This window comes from Arthrobacter liuii (assembly GCF_014639275.1).
Classification (GTDB): Bacteria; Actinomycetota; Actinomycetes; order Actinomycetales; family Micrococcaceae; genus Arthrobacter; species Arthrobacter liuii.
Window position 1 is genome coordinate 13274 of sequence record NZ_BMFW01000039.1, and the last position, 15136, is coordinate 28409.

Annotated in this window: 16 protein-coding genes and 1 pseudogene; 6 read left to right on the forward strand and 11 right to left on the reverse strand. The window is 64.0% G+C overall.

Annotation, left to right across the window (positions count from 1 at the left end):
• Positions 1–69 precede the first annotated feature (69 nt).
• Both IEW19_RS20930 and IEW19_RS20935 read right to left on the reverse strand, forming a co-directional pair.
• On the reverse strand, positions 70–477 hold the full coding sequence (locus IEW19_RS20930) for an SRPBCC family protein (protein ID WP_188573497.1): 408 nt from the start codon (positions 475–477) through the stop codon (positions 70–72).
• Entirely contained in the window at positions 474–788 is a 315-nt protein-coding gene (locus IEW19_RS20935) for an ArsR/SmtB family transcription factor (protein WP_188573498.1), read from the reverse strand. Before IEW19_RS20935 ends, IEW19_RS20930 begins: the two co-directional genes overlap by 4 nt.
• A gap of 149 nt (positions 789–937) precedes the next feature.
• Here IEW19_RS20935 and IEW19_RS20940 point away from each other — a divergent pair, with 149 nt between their 5' ends.
• Positions 938–1894: a zinc-binding dehydrogenase gene (locus IEW19_RS20940; RefSeq protein ID WP_188573499.1), complete on the forward strand. Its 957-nt coding sequence runs from the start codon at positions 938–940 to the stop codon at positions 1892–1894.
• A 372-nt stretch (positions 1895–2266) separates the two neighbouring features.
• Complete coding sequence (locus tag IEW19_RS20945; RefSeq protein WP_188573500.1) at positions 2267–3115, forward strand: LysM peptidoglycan-binding domain-containing protein; 849 nt, start codon at positions 2267–2269, stop codon at positions 3113–3115.
• A 42-nt stretch (positions 3116–3157) separates the two neighbouring features.
• On the opposite strand, the gene IEW19_RS20950 is transcribed toward IEW19_RS20945, so the two are convergent.
• The gene (locus tag IEW19_RS20950) at positions 3158–3463 is read right to left on the reverse strand and encodes a hypothetical protein (protein WP_188573501.1); all 306 of its coding nucleotides are present in this window, start codon (positions 3461–3463) and stop codon (positions 3158–3160) included.
• Between the two features lie 47 nt (positions 3464–3510).
• On the opposite strand from IEW19_RS20950, the gene IEW19_RS20955 reads away from it, so the two are divergent.
• Complete coding sequence (locus IEW19_RS20955; RefSeq protein ID WP_188573502.1) at positions 3511–3870, forward strand: VOC family protein; 360 nt, start codon at positions 3511–3513, stop codon at positions 3868–3870.
• Positions 3871–3954: 84 nt separating this feature from the next.
• On the opposite strand, the gene IEW19_RS20960 is transcribed toward IEW19_RS20955, so the two are convergent.
• The 4 genes from IEW19_RS20960 to IEW19_RS20975 all read right to left on the reverse strand — a co-directional run bounded on the left by IEW19_RS20960 (position 3955) and on the right by IEW19_RS20975 (position 7070).
• Positions 3955–4302 (reverse strand): hypothetical protein, encoded by a 348-nt coding sequence (locus IEW19_RS20960; protein ID WP_188573503.1) that lies wholly within the window; start codon positions 4300–4302, stop codon positions 3955–3957.
• A 108-nt stretch (positions 4303–4410) separates the two neighbouring features.
• A complete protein-coding gene (locus IEW19_RS20965) occupies positions 4411–4554 on the reverse strand; it encodes a hypothetical protein (RefSeq protein WP_188573513.1) in 144 nt (47 codons plus the stop codon).
• A gap of 250 nt (positions 4555–4804) precedes the next feature.
• Complete coding sequence (locus IEW19_RS20970) at positions 4805–5722, reverse strand: patatin-like phospholipase family protein (RefSeq protein WP_188573504.1); 918 nt, start codon at positions 5720–5722, stop codon at positions 4805–4807.
• A gap of 319 nt (positions 5723–6041) precedes the next feature.
• Complete coding sequence (locus IEW19_RS20975; RefSeq protein ID WP_188573505.1) at positions 6042–7070, reverse strand: LacI family DNA-binding transcriptional regulator; 1029 nt, start codon at positions 7068–7070, stop codon at positions 6042–6044.
• A 167-nt stretch (positions 7071–7237) separates the two neighbouring features.
• On the opposite strand from IEW19_RS20975, the gene IEW19_RS20980 reads away from it, so the two are divergent.
• Together IEW19_RS20980 and IEW19_RS20985 are read left to right on the forward strand one after the other, a co-directional pair.
• Positions 7238–8173 carry a dihydrodipicolinate synthase family protein gene (locus IEW19_RS20980; protein WP_188573506.1) on the forward strand — a complete coding sequence of 312 codons (936 nt, stop codon included), beginning with the start codon at positions 7238–7240 and terminating at the stop codon, positions 8171–8173.
• Positions 8174–8288: 115 nt separating this feature from the next.
• The gene (locus IEW19_RS20985; protein WP_188573507.1) at positions 8289–9686 is read left to right on the forward strand and encodes an MFS transporter; all 1398 of its coding nucleotides are present in this window, start codon (positions 8289–8291) and stop codon (positions 9684–9686) included.
• A 64-nt stretch (positions 9687–9750) separates the two neighbouring features.
• Here IEW19_RS20985 and IEW19_RS20990 read toward each other — a convergent pair whose 3' ends face one another.
• From IEW19_RS20990 to IEW19_RS21005, 4 genes are all read right to left on the reverse strand, one after another.
• The gene (locus IEW19_RS20990; RefSeq protein WP_188573508.1) at positions 9751–10221 is read right to left on the reverse strand and encodes an SRPBCC family protein; all 471 of its coding nucleotides are present in this window, start codon (positions 10219–10221) and stop codon (positions 9751–9753) included.
• A gap of 176 nt (positions 10222–10397) precedes the next feature.
• Entirely contained in the window at positions 10398–11450 is a 1053-nt protein-coding gene (locus tag IEW19_RS20995) for a metallophosphoesterase family protein (RefSeq protein ID WP_188573509.1), read from the reverse strand.
• A gap of 40 nt (positions 11451–11490) precedes the next feature.
• Complete coding sequence (locus tag IEW19_RS21000; protein WP_188573510.1) at positions 11491–12357, reverse strand: phosphatidylinositol-specific phospholipase C/glycerophosphodiester phosphodiesterase family protein; 867 nt, start codon at positions 12355–12357, stop codon at positions 11491–11493.
• A gap of 249 nt (positions 12358–12606) precedes the next feature.
• A complete protein-coding gene (locus IEW19_RS21005; protein ID WP_188573511.1) occupies positions 12607–14052 on the reverse strand; it encodes an HNH endonuclease signature motif containing protein in 1446 nt (481 codons plus the stop codon).
• Positions 14053–14164: 112 nt separating this feature from the next.
• Between IEW19_RS21005 and IEW19_RS21010 the strand changes: the two are divergent.
• Positions 14165–14985 (forward strand): annotated as a pseudogene (locus tag IEW19_RS21010) (DUF3100 domain-containing protein); the annotation flags it as partial.
• Between the last annotated feature and the right edge of the window lie 151 nt (positions 14986–15136).

The window sequence follows — 15136 nt, forward strand, 5'->3', positions numbered from 1 at the left end:
GAAGCTGATGGCCAGTCCGGAAGCGCAGCTACGGGCCGGCTACGTGGAGCGTAGCAGCAGGCAGTGAGGTCAGGACACCCCGGCAAGAACCCCGTCGATGCGGGCCAGCAGTCCCGGCCAGCCGCCGCCCATGCCATCGAGGGCATGGCGCCCCATGGGGGTATCCAGGCGGAAGCCTGCGTGTTCGAAGTGGAGGATAGTTCCGCCGTCCACGGATTCAAGGCGCCAGGTGATGGTGGTGTCCAGTTGGCCTTCGGCGAAGAGGAAGGTGATCGATTTTCCGGGGTCGACGGCGAGGACTTCGCACTGCTGCTGGCCCCAGGAGTTCATGTCCATGGTGAAGCGGTGGCCCACCACGGGGGCGATGTTGCCCGGCGCCCACCATCGGGCCAGCAGTTCGGGCGTGGTCAGCGCAGCCCAGACTGATGCGGCGGGGTGCGGGAAGCGGCGTTCGAGCCGGATGGCGCTCTCGGTCATGTCGGTTTCTCCTCGTCCAGAAGTTCTGCCAGCGCATCCAGCCGCTGGTTCCAGTAGTGCTCAAAGTGCTTCACCCAGCCGCCGACCTCGGCCAGCCCGGCCGGTTGGAGGTGGTACACCCTGTTGCGCCCCTGCCGCTCCTCCCGGACCAGCCCCACCTGCCGGAGCACGGCAAGATGTTCGGAGGCAGCCGGGCGGCTGAGGTCCAGTCGGCCGGTGAGTTCACCGGCCGTCCTGGGTCCCTGGCGGAGCTCGTCCAGGATGATGCGCCGCGCAGGATTGGACACGGCGGCGAAGACATCGAGAAGCACCTCAACAGGGAATTTTCCGACTTATCACCACCGGTAATGCCGGGCATGTTCGCCGCGTCACATCGGGGCTACGCTGGGCGAAAATAGGCGTAGGCTGCATTTGCATGCAAATGCATGAACTTATCCATCGATCCGAAGGAGATGCCCGCATGAAGGCATGGCAGTTCACCGGCACCAACAACCCACTCACCCTCAATGAAGTGGCTGAACCGACTGCCGGTCCGGGCCAGGTAGTGGTCAGCGTCAAGGCCGCCGGAGTGTGCCACTCGGACGTCACCGCCATCGACGACGCCGGATGGATGCCGCTGTTCCCGGAACTCCCCCGCACCATGGGCCATGAGAATGCCGGCATCATCACGGAAGTCGGCGAGGGCATGGGGCATTGGAAGGTCGGGGACCGGGTGGGCCTCTCCCCCGTCATGAGTGACGGGGACGCCATCGGCTACGGCAAGTGGGACGGTGGGTTCGGCCCCAAACTGGTTGCCACCGACGACAACCTGGTAAAGCTGCCTGGCGAAGTTTCCTTTGAGTTGGGTGCGATGGCGACGGATGCCGGACTCACCGCCTACCACGCAATCATGGCGGTTGGCGGGGCCAAGGCGGGCATGAAGGTTGGCGTGATCGGCCTCGGCGGCCTGGGCTACATCGGCGCCCGCGTCGCAGTGCTGGCCGGCGCGGAGGTGTACGGCGCCGAGGTGAACCCCGAAACGCAGAAGCTCGCCGACGAGATTGGCCTCGCCGGAGTGGCCGATTCGATCACGGTCTTCAAGGACAAGAAGCTCGACTTGATCGTCGATTACGCCGGTTTCGGCACCACCACCTCCGCCGCCCTGGAGACCTTGGCGGAATTCGGCACGCTGGTCCAGGTGGGCATGGGGCGGCTCGAGGCGACCATCAACACCTACCCGCTGATCATCAACCAGCTGTCCATCAAGGGCTCCAAGTCCGGCACCAAGGAGGACCTCGAGAACCTCTACGCGCTCATGAAGTCGGGCGAACTGAACCCGCCTATGAACCTCATCAAGCAGGCGGACATCCCCGGCGCCATCGACAAGCTGCGCAAGGGCGGCGTTGTGGGCCGCTTCATCGCCGTCTACGAGGACTAAGCCGGCCACGCAGTTTCTGTGGCGTACGACGGCGGGCGGCCGCCCGCCGTCGTACGCTTGCCGTTTTTCTCGGCTACTGCGGGGTCCGTTGACGGGTTCATCCATTAGGCTCACTTCTGGTCCACTCTGGACGTTGACTCGGCTGGGCCGAACTTATGGGGGCATTTCATGGCGGGAACTGGCAGCAACTCAGGGATGTCAGGGCGCCGCCGCCTGGTTTGGTCATCGGCCGCGCTGACCGTTTTTCTGTCGCTGGGATTGGCGGGATGCACCTACTCCGATGCTCCAACCAAAGTGGAGCCCGCTGCCGCAGCGGTGCCGACTTCTCCGGCTTCAGCCTCCCCCACAAGGCCTCTCCTTGGCGGGGAGACCGTGCACGATTCGTTCGGCAATGTGGACTTTTACACCACGGTGGCAGGCGACACGCTCCCAGCAGTGGCGGCCGCGTACAAGCTTTCGGAAGCGAAGATCGCCGGATTCAACGGCCTCCAGCCCGGAACTCCCCTTACTCCGGGAACCCGGCTCCGGCTGATTCCGGCCGGTCCCATGCCCGGTGCCAGGGGTGCTTCCACGGTTGACGCCAACGGCATTCCAACGGGTTACACAGTGGAGCCTGACGACACCCTGGGCGGCATCACCTACCGGTTCAACCTAAGTGATAAGCAGTTGGCGGAAGCGAACAAGGTCCCGTTCACCTATGAAAAGGGCAACGTCTACTTCATCCAGGCCGGGAAGGTCATCCAACTGCAAAAGAAGCCTGTGGACAGCAGGTCCGGCTCAGGCGCATCGGTCAACAACTCATTTGGCCAACCAGTCTTCTACACCACGGTGGACGGGGACTCGTTCGACAGCCTGGGCTACAAGTTCCGGTCGACCACAGCGCAGATTCTGCTTTACAACCCTTCACTTTCAGCGGACGAACCGATTCCTTCGGGCACAAAGGTCCGCCTTATACCCGGCGAGCTGAAGATTGAGGGCGCCCAGGGAACGTCCACCGCCGATTCCCAGGGGGTTCCGCTGACCTACACCACCGCCCCAGGGGACACCGAACGCCAGGTCTCCTTCCGCTTTGGCGTGACTGACCTGCGGTCGGCCAACCGTCCGAGCACGGGCACGGGCGGGGCTTGGTACGAATTCACCGACTTATCCAGCGATGAACTGGCGCCGGGAGAGACCATCAGCGTGGCGTTGGACAAGCCCATCAATAAACCCGGCAGCTGACCCGGACTGCCGGCAGCAGGATTTCTCCGACGGCTTCAACCTTTACCCCCGGCCGGAGTTGTCCCGCCGCCCCAGCCGGTATCCCGCCCAAAAGGCGAGTACCAGCAGCCCCGCGACCATGATGGCAAGGCCGATCTGGGTCCCTTCGGTGATGAACGCCGCCCCATTGGCAGTGAACGGCTTGTTGCTGAGCGGCGCGTACCCAAACCAGCCGGTGAAGTCGCGGTTCAGGTAGGCGATCAGGATGCCGGCCAGCACTGCCGCAACCCCGAGCAAGGGCACGACGGCGGCAGGTAGTTTGGAGCGCTTTGACGGTTCGTGTTCCTCAGGTGTGTCGTTCTCCCCCATGCACGTGAGTCTAGCCGGGTGTCCCCGGGCGGGTTTAGGCTGGGCGGATGTTGACCATCGGCACCATTGTCCTCGGCGTCAACAACGTCGCCGCCGCCACCGACTTCTGGCACTCCGCCATCGGCTATGTCCCCCGGGAACCCGGTGACGAAACGTGGGTAACTTTGGCGCCGGCGTCGGGCCCCGGCACGGAACTGTCCCTTCAGCTCAGCGAAACGCCCGTCCAGGTCCATCCCCGGATCCACCTTGACCTGTATGCGGACGATCAGGCCGCCGAGGTGGAGCGGCTGGTCTCGCTCGGCGCGCACCGTGTCGACTGGGATATGTACCCCGAAGATCCCGATTTCGTGGTCCTGGAGGATCCGGACGGGAACCGGTTCTGCGTCATCGACAAGAGCCCGCGGTAGCGGCGGAAGGACACCACATGGTCAGGGCTATCTGGAACGGAATAGTCGTGGCCGAATCCTCGGCCGGGTATAACCGGGACACTGCTAAGCGACGACGAGCGGCAAGTCGAACAGCTGCTCGGCAAGCCTGATGAGGCGGCGGGGAGCATCGCACTCACCGTCGGGGTTTCCGCGGCCCAGGAATAGGGCAGTCCCCTGGATAGTGCCATCGACGTCGACTCCGGCTTCCCGGATGAGCACCTCGGCCCGGGGGTTCGTGACCATGGCGTTTGAGCGGTTGTCAAGGTAGACCTGCCAGTCCGTGCCCGCAAGGAGGCCGACGCCGCCCGACGCGATTTTCTGGAACGCCGTCTCATCAAGGTCGATGGTCCTGATGTGCACCGGCTGGGTGAGTCGGGTGGGGACCACGAGGGCGTGGTGGGAGGTAGTCATGGTCGTGTCCTTCGGCTGGTCCCCCGGCGCTGGGTCGCTGTGAAGCTGCCGGAATGGCGCGGGCGGCGCGAGGGCTAGGAGTCCCTTGGCGGCCGCCCGCTGGCATGGTCAGCGCCGGTTTTTGCGATGCTTTACAAAACCGAGTTCACTGTTTTCGCTTTTTGCCCTTTTTTCGGCCCGCTTTTCGAGAATCGACTTGCCGACCTTTTTGGCGGCACCGCCTTTGGAGGATTTTCCGGACATCGGAATCACGCCCTTCCTTGCTAGCGATACCCGATACCATACCCCGTTTAATTTTTTTATCCAGCCCTGGCATGAACCCCTCGATCCCCGCCGTGGCGGCAAGGATGCGGGCTCGCCCGGGGTTGGGCGGCGCACATCGGTATCGCCCGAAACTGCACGCCGGAGGAAATTCCGGGTTCCCACGACGAAGTGCAGAAAAGGCAGGAAATCGTGATTCAAGGAGCGGGCGGCTGCAGGGGCCATATTTCGGCAAAGACGGTCAGCGCCAGAATTCTTCCAGCTTGCCCGCAAGGTCTTTGCCCTGGTTGTACCCCGCCTGGGCGGCTGCCGGACGCAGCGACAGATCCATTGCATTGGCCCCGAACATGTACTCGGCGTCGACGCCCGGAAAGACCGTTTCCACGCTGCCCCCGCCTGCATGCAGCTCGTCCACCTGCGCTGCGAGCTGCATGCCCCACTCCAGCGGCATCCGCGTCCTGCCGCCGAAGGGAGACAGCACCAGGACCCGCCCGTACCCGGCAGCCAGGTCGGCGTTCTCGTTTCGCCGGTAGCCGCCGTCGATATAGCTGCTGTCCCCGATCCTGTACGCGAAACCGCTGGCACAGCTGGCGGCCACGGCGTCAACCAGGTCAACGCCGCTGGTGCGGTCAAACACTGCAGCTTCTCCGGACCGGGCATCGGCCGCCGTAATGAGCAGCCTGCGCCGCGGCCAATCATCACTGGTGAGACGGGCGGCGACGGTGGCCCGCCACCGTTCGGAATTGTCGTACGCGGCGGCCAGGTCCAGTGCCAATGCACCCATCCGGCGGCGCATGTCAGCTGCATCCCGGGAGGCGGCGATGATCTTCCCTGTCCGTTCCAAGTGGTCCGACACCGGCCTGACGGGTGCGGGTCCGCCGGTTCCCGGAGGAGGCGTCCGTTGCGGAAGCGGAGCGTCTAGGACGGCGGCATAGAGCTCGGCGGGCGTGGCGCCGGCGATCTGGGCGGCAGCCGTGGACCCGGCCGATGTTCCGATGACCAGGTCAGCGTCGGTCACATCCAGCCGGGCGTCAGCCAAACCGGCGAGGACGCCGATCAGCCACGCGTTGCCCGTCGATCCGCCACCGCCGAGGACCAGTGCACGCTGGGAAGTCGCTGCCGGAGAGGCGTGCGGGGTTGAAGAAGGTGTTGAGTTCATGGGAGTCGCCTTTCGCGAATTGCCTGATTCAGCGCTCCCGTGGCGGCTAGTTCAGCCGCGCGAACGTGGACTGCGAGGGAGCACCCATTGCGGATACTGCGTTCATGGGTCCCACCTCCTGCCAACGTGTCACGATCACGGGAATCTTGGCACACCAGCATGAGTGTCCGCAACCGGTAAATTTGGAGCGATGATTTCCCTAAACCGGACAATCCCGCGCAAGACGACGCGCACCGCCTCCTGAGCGAGCACCTGGCGGACACGTTCGCCACCTCGCCTGCCGAAAGCGGAACGGGGCCGCGGCGTGGCAACCGCCCGCTTACCGCGGAAAGTGTTTAGGCGTTCCGCTGGATTCGCGGGGAATGAGCGTCGGCAGGGATTTCCGTATGTGCGGTTCCTTCCCGGGGTTCACAATGAGATCAATTGCGGTAGCGGCGATCTGGTCCAGCGGTACCCGCACGGATGTCAGGGGGGTGGAAAGCCTGGCCGACAGGGGTATGTCGTTGTAGCCCACGAGTGCCAGGTCCTCGCCGATCTCGATCCGATGGCGGTGGGCAGCGGCAATGACGCCCATGGCAATGGTGTCATTGGCAGCGAATATGGCAGTGGGCCGATTCTCCCCACCATTTCCGAGCAGGGTTTCACCTGCTGAGTATCCGTTCTCGATGCCGTAGCCTGCCGCGATCAGCCACTCGTCACGCGCTTCGATGTCTGCTTCGGCGAGCGCCTTGCGTGCACCCGCCAACCGTGCGATGCCGGTTGACGTGAAATCCGGCCCGGTGACGATGGCGATATCCCTGTGCCCCAGGTCAACGAGGTGCCGGACGGCAAGATATCCACCAACTTCATCGTCACCTATCGCCGAGGGGCTTTCGCCGTCCGTCCGCAACACCAGGGCGTGCGGTACGCCCCGCTGCCGCAAGCGACGCGGCAGATCGTCATCGAGGCGTGCGGTGGCAAGAATCAGCCCGTCCACGTTCCGGTCCAAGAGCGTTTCAGCGGCGCGGCGCTCGTCATCAGGGTCATCGCCACTGGTAGCCACCATGGCAAAGTAGCCGCGATCCGAAGCGGCACGTTCGAGGTGCTCAAACATCAGGGCCATGACAGTGTCGCTGAGCCTCGGCACCAGCACTCCGAGGGTCCGGGTTTCGCCCCGTCGAAGGCTCGAGGCGAAAGAGTTCCGGCGATACCCGAGTTCTTCGGCCACCTTGCGTACCTGCGCTGCAGCGGCAGACCGGGACCCGGTGCCCCGCTCGTCAAGGGCGCGGCTTGCCGTGGAGATGCTGACTCCGCTGGCCTTGGCCACATCCTTGAGAGTGACAGGCGCACCTGTTGCCACCGGTTCCATGTGAGTACTCCTGTTCAACGCGGGGTTGGAAAACACTCTATTTCCTCCTTCCGGAAATATTGCCCTTGACAGTGAGCTGGGCCACGGTCATTATTGAAAACGTTCCCGCAAACGTTTTCATCATAGCGGAACTGCCCACCATCAAAGAAGACAAGAAGGTAGCTGTAATGACACTCGATCTCCGCGGACTCAGCCCCGCACCTGTCACCCCGTTCACTGAAGATGGCGCTGTCGACTTCGCTGCGATCCAGCGTCTGGGCTCGTGGCTCGGATCGATTGAGGGCGTGAAGAGCCTCGTCGTTCTGGGGCACGCCGGCGAAGGCACGTTCCTTACGGAAGAGGAGCAGCTGGACGTTATCCGCGCGTTCGTGGCGTCGACCGACGGCCGTGTACCGGTCGTGGCGGGCATCACGAAGGAGGGCAACAAGACTGCGGCGCTTGAGGCCAAGAATGCCGTCGAGGCCGGCGCGTCAGCTGGTCTCGTGTACCCCTCGCACGGGTGGCTGCGCTTCGGATACCAGAAGGGCGCCCCGCAATCGCGCTACCGGGAGATCTATGAAGAGTCCGGCCTGCCGCTGATCCTCTTCCAGTACCCCGACAACACCAAGGCGACCTATGACCTCGACACCCAGCTGGAGATCGCTGGCCAGGAGGGCGTCTTTGCCACGAAGAACGGTGTCCGCAACATGCGCCGCTGGTACACGGAGATCCCTGCGCTGCGCGCCGCACACCCCGATCTGCAGGTGCTGTCCTGCCATGACGAGTACCTGCTGCCGACAATGTTCGATGTCGACGGTCTGCTCGTCGGCTACGGCAACATCGCCCCCGAACTGCTCGTCGAACTGATCGAAGCCGGCAAGGCACAGGACTACAAGCGTGCCCACGCAATTCATGAACGGCTGCTGCCGGTGACCAAGAACGTTTACCACCGCGGCTCCCACATGGAGGGCACCGTCGCCTTGAAGTGGGGCCTCGTGAACCGCGGCATTCTGGACCACGCCACTGTGCGCACGCCGCTCCTGCCCCTGCCCGAGGGGGCCGAGACCGAAATCGCGGAGGCCTTCGCCGCCGCAAACATCGGCAAGGTCACCGTCAGCGTCTGATCCCCGGATCATAGGATGGCGGGAGCAACTCCCGCCATCCTCCCTTAGGCTTTAGCCATCTCCACTCTTGGTCAATGAGGACCCCAGCATCAATGCTGGAGAAGGAGGACTCGCAATGCGCGAGCCGAACAACACCACTACCATGGCGGGCGGCGCCAACGCCGCCAGGATCAATGCCGAGCTCGTAGCCCGCCTCGAAAGGCTCCCGCTCACCCGACGCCTGACCCTGATCCGCGTGGTCATCGGGTCAGCCACGTTCTTTGACGCGTACACCGTCCTGGCCATCGCCTTCGCGATGCCCCAGCTGTCCTCGGAATGGCACCTTACCGCCGGGGAGATCGGGATGATCCTCTCTGCCGGATATGTCGGCCAAATCTTCGGCTCCCTCTTCTTCGGCCAACTCGCGGAAAGAATCGGCCGGCTTCCCGTCCTGCTCATCACCATCCTGCTCTTTGTCTCCATGGACGTGGGCTGCCTTTTCGCCTGGGGCGCCACATCGATGATCATCTTGAGATTCATCCAAGGCATCGGCACCGGCGGTGAAGTCCCGGTCGCCAGCGCCTACATCAACGAATTCGTCGGGGCCAAGAAGCGCGGCAGGTTCTTCCTCCTCTATGAGGTGATCTTCCCTGTCGGACTCATGTTCGCCGGTATTGCAGGCTACTTCCTCGTCCCGGTCGTGGGCTGGAAGGCGATGTTCGTCGTCGGCATCATTCCCGCCGTGCTTACCATTCCCATGCGCTGGCTGATGCCCGAATCCCCCCGCTGGCTCGCGGCCCGCGGGCACGTCAACAAGGCTGACATGGTTGTCACCATGCTGGAGAGGGAAGCACTCAAAGCCGGACATACGCTCTCCGAGCCCGTTGTGCGGCCAGTGGACCCGAAGGCAACAGCCCGCACCAGTTGGCGCGAACTTTTTTCAGGCATTTACCGCAAACGCACCCTCATGATCTGGATGCTTTGGATCTGCGTCTACATGGTCAACAACGGCCTCGTCACCTGGCTCCCCACGCTCTACAAGCAGACGTTCAACTTGCCGCTGCAAACCAGCCTCGCCTACGGCTGGGTGACATCAGCCGTAGGCGTCGTGGCGTCCATCCTCTGCGCACTGCTCATTGACCGGGTCGGCCGCAAGCGCTGGTACGCGTGGGCCTTTCTCGCCGCCACCATTCCGCTCGTCGTGCTCACTGCCCTCGGGGCCGTCTCCGCAACACAGGTCGTTGTATTCGCCAGCATCGCCTACGCGATCCTCCAGACCATCTCCTTCTCGCTTTACCTCTACTCCTCAGAGCTTTACCCGACACGGCTACGCGCGATTGGCACAGGCTTCGGCAGCGCGTGGCTGCGCGCCGGCTCCGCGATCGGGCCCATCCTGGTTGGCTGGATCGTCGACAACTACGGGATCAGCTACGTCTTCTCAGTTTTCGCCGCTGTCGCCCTCATTGGTGGCCTTATCACTGTCTTCTTCGCCATCGAAACCAAAGGCAGGGTACTCGAAGAACTCTCGCCCTGATCTCTTTCCCAAGCACAAAATTGAAGCGTACGACGGCGGGTGCCCACCCGCCGTCGTACGCTTCTTACAACTGGCCCGGGCCGCCGTCCTTGACGTCACCGCGCCAGCCGCCGGTTTCGGTGCCGCGGGATTCGACGAAGTCCTTGAACTTCCGCATGTCGGCCTTGACCTGCATCTCGTCGATCTTCAGCGCGGCGCCGGCCTTTTCGGTGACGGTTTCCGGCGCCCATTCAAAGTGGACTTTGACCTTCGTGTGGTTGGCGTCCAGCGGCGTAAACCTGATGATGCCGGCATGCGACTTGCCGTCGGTGCTGCGCCAGGCGATCCGGTCGTCAGGCTCCTGGTCGACTATTTCAGTGTCGAACTCCCGCTGGACGCCACCCACCTTGGTAACCCAGTGGTTGGTGGTGTCGGTCAGCTGGGTTATCGATTCCACTCCGGACATGAACTGCGGAAAGGATTCGAACTGGGTCCACTGGTTGTACGCGGTTCGCACCGGGACTGCGACGTCAACGGTCTCTTCAACGTGTTCCATCTGCTTCCTCCTCATGACGGACGGCAGCAACAGCGGACTGGCAACTCTAGCCGTCCTGCCAGTCAGGCAGCCGCCACCCCTGCACGATAGATCCGGCGACTACCCGTGTCCAGAGCTTAAATACCCAAGCGGACGACGCCGGGTGGGCACCCGGCGTCGTCCGCTTGGGTATGTGGCTACTTGCTGAAGGGGACCTTTTCCCAGCTCAGGACGTCCGCGCCCTTGGCGCTGTTGACGGACACGGTGACGCGGAGGTAGTCGACAGCGTTGTTGGCGCCGTCCACCGTGATGCGCTGCAGGTTGTCCGCGGCGGCCGAGCCGTAAATGTTCAGCCACGGTGAACCCGCCGCAAGGGGCTGGTTCTCTGCGAAGACGTGGCTGTCGCCGTTGACCAGGTAGACCGGGGCGTCGAAGTCGTTGGTTTCGTCCACGATGGTCTGCACGATCTCGCGGAAGCCGGAGACCGTAGCCGGGTTGGCGGTGGCGTCAGCCAGCAGCGACGGGTCGAACATATCGGCCTGCTGCATGAGCACCACGGCGCGATCGTTGCTGCGTTTGGCGTCGGCGAAGGTCTGGTGGATCTGGGCGATGACGGCGTCCGTGCGGTGCTCCACCTCGGCGAGCTGCTCGGGCGTGGGTGCGGTCTTGCCCAAGCCGGTCCACGGCAGGAGGGAGTTGTTGCTGCCCTGGACGTTCAGCACGGAGAAGGCCACCCGGTTCTTGTCGAAGCGGACGTCCTCCGGGAGCCCCAGGTTCTCCTGGCTCTTGACCGGCATGGTGGCGCCCAGGGTCTTGCCGGGTTCGTTGAAGAAGACTTCCCTGATCTTGTCCAGGCGTTCCAGCGGGTTGTAGGCGCCGTTGTTGGTGCGGTGGCAGTCCACCCACTCGTTGTCGCCGGGCGTATAGACCAGCGGGTGGGTGAAGGTGTCGAACTGGGCGCGGATGTAGGAGAAGTACTCGTCTGAGCAGACTGAGGAGCCGTTCTTGATATCGCCTACGTGTGCTACAAACTTCAGGTCCTTGTCCGCGTTGAGGTCCTGGACGCGGGACGGGAACTTGGCGATCTCGGTGGCGCCATAGGGGATGTCGCCGATGACGCCGAAGGTGAAGGCCTGGTTGTTGTCGTTGTCGGCCGCCTGGGCGGTTTCGGCGAAGGCGGGCTGGGCCGCCAGGAGGCCGGTCGCCAGGGTGAGTGCCGCCGTCGTAATTTTGGCTGTCTTTGAAGGCATGGTGATGGTCCTGTTTCTCGTACGGTCTGGGCGCGGGGGCTTAGGCGCTGCGGGCGGTGAGGAACTGCTGCAGGCCGGCGAGGTCGTCGGTGTTGATGTGGTCCACGCCGGCGTCGGCGAGTTCGGTCCAGACGGCGTCGCGGGCGGCGCCGGGCTGGTCCGGGGTGGCCCAGAAGCGGACGCGGTAGCCGTTGGCGTGTGCCGTGGCGACGAAAGCGTGCAGCTTGGTGCGCTCGGCTTCGGGCATGGGTCCGACGCCCTGCCAGGTGAAGAGCTTGGTCCAGTTGTCGCTGACCAGCGGCATCAGGGCGGCGGGCAGGCCGGAGGAGAGGTCGGCGGCGCGGCCGTCGTAGAAGCTGAAGCGCTGGGTCTGCGCCTGCATGGTGGCCAGCGGGCGGTTGCCGCTGATGACCGCCGTGACCGGGCCGGTTTTGACGTTGCCGTTGGTATAGCGGCTCATGATGTCGCGGTGTTCGGACAGTTCCTTCTCGACGGCGGCGTAGGTGGCCTCGCCCTCGCTCTTGATGTCGATCAGGAGCTGCAGGCTGCCGTCCCAGTGCGGGTAGACGCCGTGGCCGGGCTGGCTGCGGACCAGGTCCTGGAGCGGGTCGAGGTAGAGGCTCTCGAGCGTGACGCCCTGCTTCGCGTTCGCGAGGTCGTGGGCCACGCGCAGCTCGCCATCCACCAGCCACACATCGGCCTCGACGCTGGTGAAGCCGTGCTCCAGGGCGTCGAACAGCGGGCGGTCATGCTCGTAGTCATTGTGGGCGTGTGTCCCGGCGAGGGGCTGGCCGACGACGACGGGAGCTGGCTTGGGTGACCCGGCATGGGCTTGGGCGGGGGCTACTGCTGCCCCCGCCAGGGTGGCGAGAAGGGCGACGGCGGCGAGGGTGCTTTTCACGAACACGGAGTACTCCTGGTACCTCGGGGATGTGCCCGGCCTGGGGTGTGCCGGGCGGAAGGGTGCGTGAAAAGCCTGCTTGACCTGCTGAAACGGTGACAGGCCCCCTGGTTGCTGAGCGGTAAACGAGAGGGAACAACAGAAAAGGGGCGGGAGTTGTGTCGGCCTCTTTCTGGCGCGGGGCCGCGTCCATTCGGAAGCTGCAAGGGTGCAGAGGGACAGCCACTTCACCAGGAGGCAGCAGGGAGCGGCACACTATGAGGCGATGAGGAAGTCCACTATTGCCTCCAAGGGGCTCGTTTCTTCCGGTAAGCACCCCGGGGGCCAGACTGTCGGTTCACGGTCCGCTTGTTCGGCGTTGTATTGGCGGCCGGTGGGCGAGATCCAGCCGGGCGGCTCATTCCTGGCTGCAGGACCCGGGCTCCATCCGGTTCGATGTTTGAGTCGATGGTGTTTGGGGCACAGCTGTCCCAGGTTGCTGATTCCGGTCGATCCGCCGTGCTCCCAGGCTTTGAGGTGGTCCGCCTCGTTGTCCAGGCTGGGATTGCTGCAGCCAGGGAAGGTGCATTTTCCATCGCGCATTCTCAACCACCGTTTGAGCGACTCTGTGAGCCGGTAGTTGGTGCGGCCAAGTTCAAGCGGAGCTCCGTCGCGGGGGTCCACGAGGACCCGGTAGAACGAGCCGGCACCTTCCGCGACAAGCTTCCGCGCCATCGATGCAGGGATAGGCCCGTAATTATCGAGGTCGGCGGGTTCGTCTGTGGTGCCGAAGAGGGAAAAGACCGGGACGGTGACCAACACATCCGCTTTGAGGGACGGCCCGGCCCCGGCGAGCTGTCCTGTCTCACCAAGCAGCCGTTCTGCCGCCACGTCCGCCTTGATCTGGGTGAGGGTGCGCGTCTCGTCGGGCCCCTGCAGCCCGCGTGCCAAAGCGGACGTCTTGTTCCAGATGGCACAGGCCTTGTCCGCGGCCAGGTGCAGCGATACCCAGGCCATGCCGTCGCGGTCCGGGGAGTACTCCATCCGGCGGTCTTCAACCGACTTCACATGCCTGGTTTCGAGCGACTCGGGGTGATGGCGCTCCCGCCAAGCACGGACCTTCCGCCGGAACCGGGCCGGAACCAACTCCCCGGCGGATGCACCCCGGGCCGCGTTGGGAGCCTCGGGGTCCAGGAAGTGCGCCACCAGGGCGGCGGCAGCGGTCTTGTCCAGGCCCATGGTTTCATCGACCACGATCCGGGCGTGCTGCCATGAAATCTTGCCGGCTTGCAACGCATCCAGTGCGGCCGGCAAGGAAGTGGTCAACGTGTGGGCTTCCCCAAGGAGGGCGGATGCGGCACGCTCGCCGATGGTGAGCGCGCAAGCAACCTCTGCCACGGTGCTCATTTCCCGCGCGGTGGCTTCGTAGGCACTGTTCACTGGCCCCTCCAATGCGTCTGCTGCGTTTGCATAGGTCGCAAGCAGTTGAACTTTTGCCGCCGCAGTGGCTGCTTCAATCCGGGCCACAATTCCAAGGCCGTCCAAGCACGAATCGGCAAGTTCCTGCAAGGGATCGGCATCGGCATCACGACTGGTGCGATCCGAGCTCTCAGGAGAACAGGCCAGGACGGCTGCAAGCTCGTCAGCGAGCCCGGCCAGGGACGTGACAGCAGCCGCCAACCCGGCCTTGCCCTCCGTGCCCACAACCGCTCTGGTTTCCATAACCAAAGCTTCGCAGGAGGGTACGACATTTTGAGTTCCTCATCCCCAGCCAACGTCAACGCTTCACCCAAGCGGCGTACCGCCGTCGTACATTCACCCGGGAAGGCGCATCATGAGCACTGTCAAAGCAGCCCGGACAGATAAGGCCGGCACCAAGGGGACCATCCCCGTGGCCGCTTTGGCGTTCGTGGTTGCCCTCGCCGTCCAGTTCATTGGGCAGGCGAAGACCGACCTGGGCATCGGGCGCCATCATCATTTTGTGGGGCTGATCCTGGGCCTGCTGGTGTCCATCCAGAAGTTCAAGCCGCTGGGATCGACCTGCAGCGTATGGCGGCTGCCTTGGTGGGCGTGGCTGTGCTGCTGCGGATGGGCAAGGCGACGGTGGGTGCCACGTTCTCGCTGGACCGTGAGCCGTCCTTTGCCATGGTGTCCGAGAAGTACGGGCCGGACTCTGACCAGTACCGCGGCGTGCTGGCTATGTATGTGTTTGGGACGCTGTTCGGTGCCGTGTTCATCACGCTGCTGACCTCGCTGGTGGCCAACTGGAAGATCTTCGATCCGCTGGCGCTGGCCATGGGTGCCGGCGTGGGGTCCGGTTCCATGATGGCTGCGTCGGTTGCGAGCATTACTGCGGCCTACCCGGGCGACCAGGATGCTGTCCTTGGGATGGCCGCCGTGTCCAACCTGATCACCACGGTGCTGGGTGTGTACGCGGGCATCTACATTGCGCTGCCGTTGGCGGACAAGTTCTACCGGGCGCTGACGCGGAAGCAGGCGAGCCGTGAGGTGGTTGCTTCCGGTGCTGGTGCTCCTGCTGTTTCTGCTGCCGACGCCGAGCGCGAGGCCGCGCAGGCTGAGGAGAACCGGCTGTTCCGTGAGCGGGTGGCGGAGTCCTCGGCCGAGATGAAGCTGCCGCTGTGGCCTGACTTGGCTCATGGGCCGGGATATTTCGGGAGTGTATCGTGCTGACCTGCGGTGATGCGGGCTGCTTCATGGTTTTTCACGCACTAATGGGATTTGTTCTAGTGTCACGGTGTGGCATTCATCAGGAGGGTGCGGACGGCTTCGGGGGCGACCGGTGTGC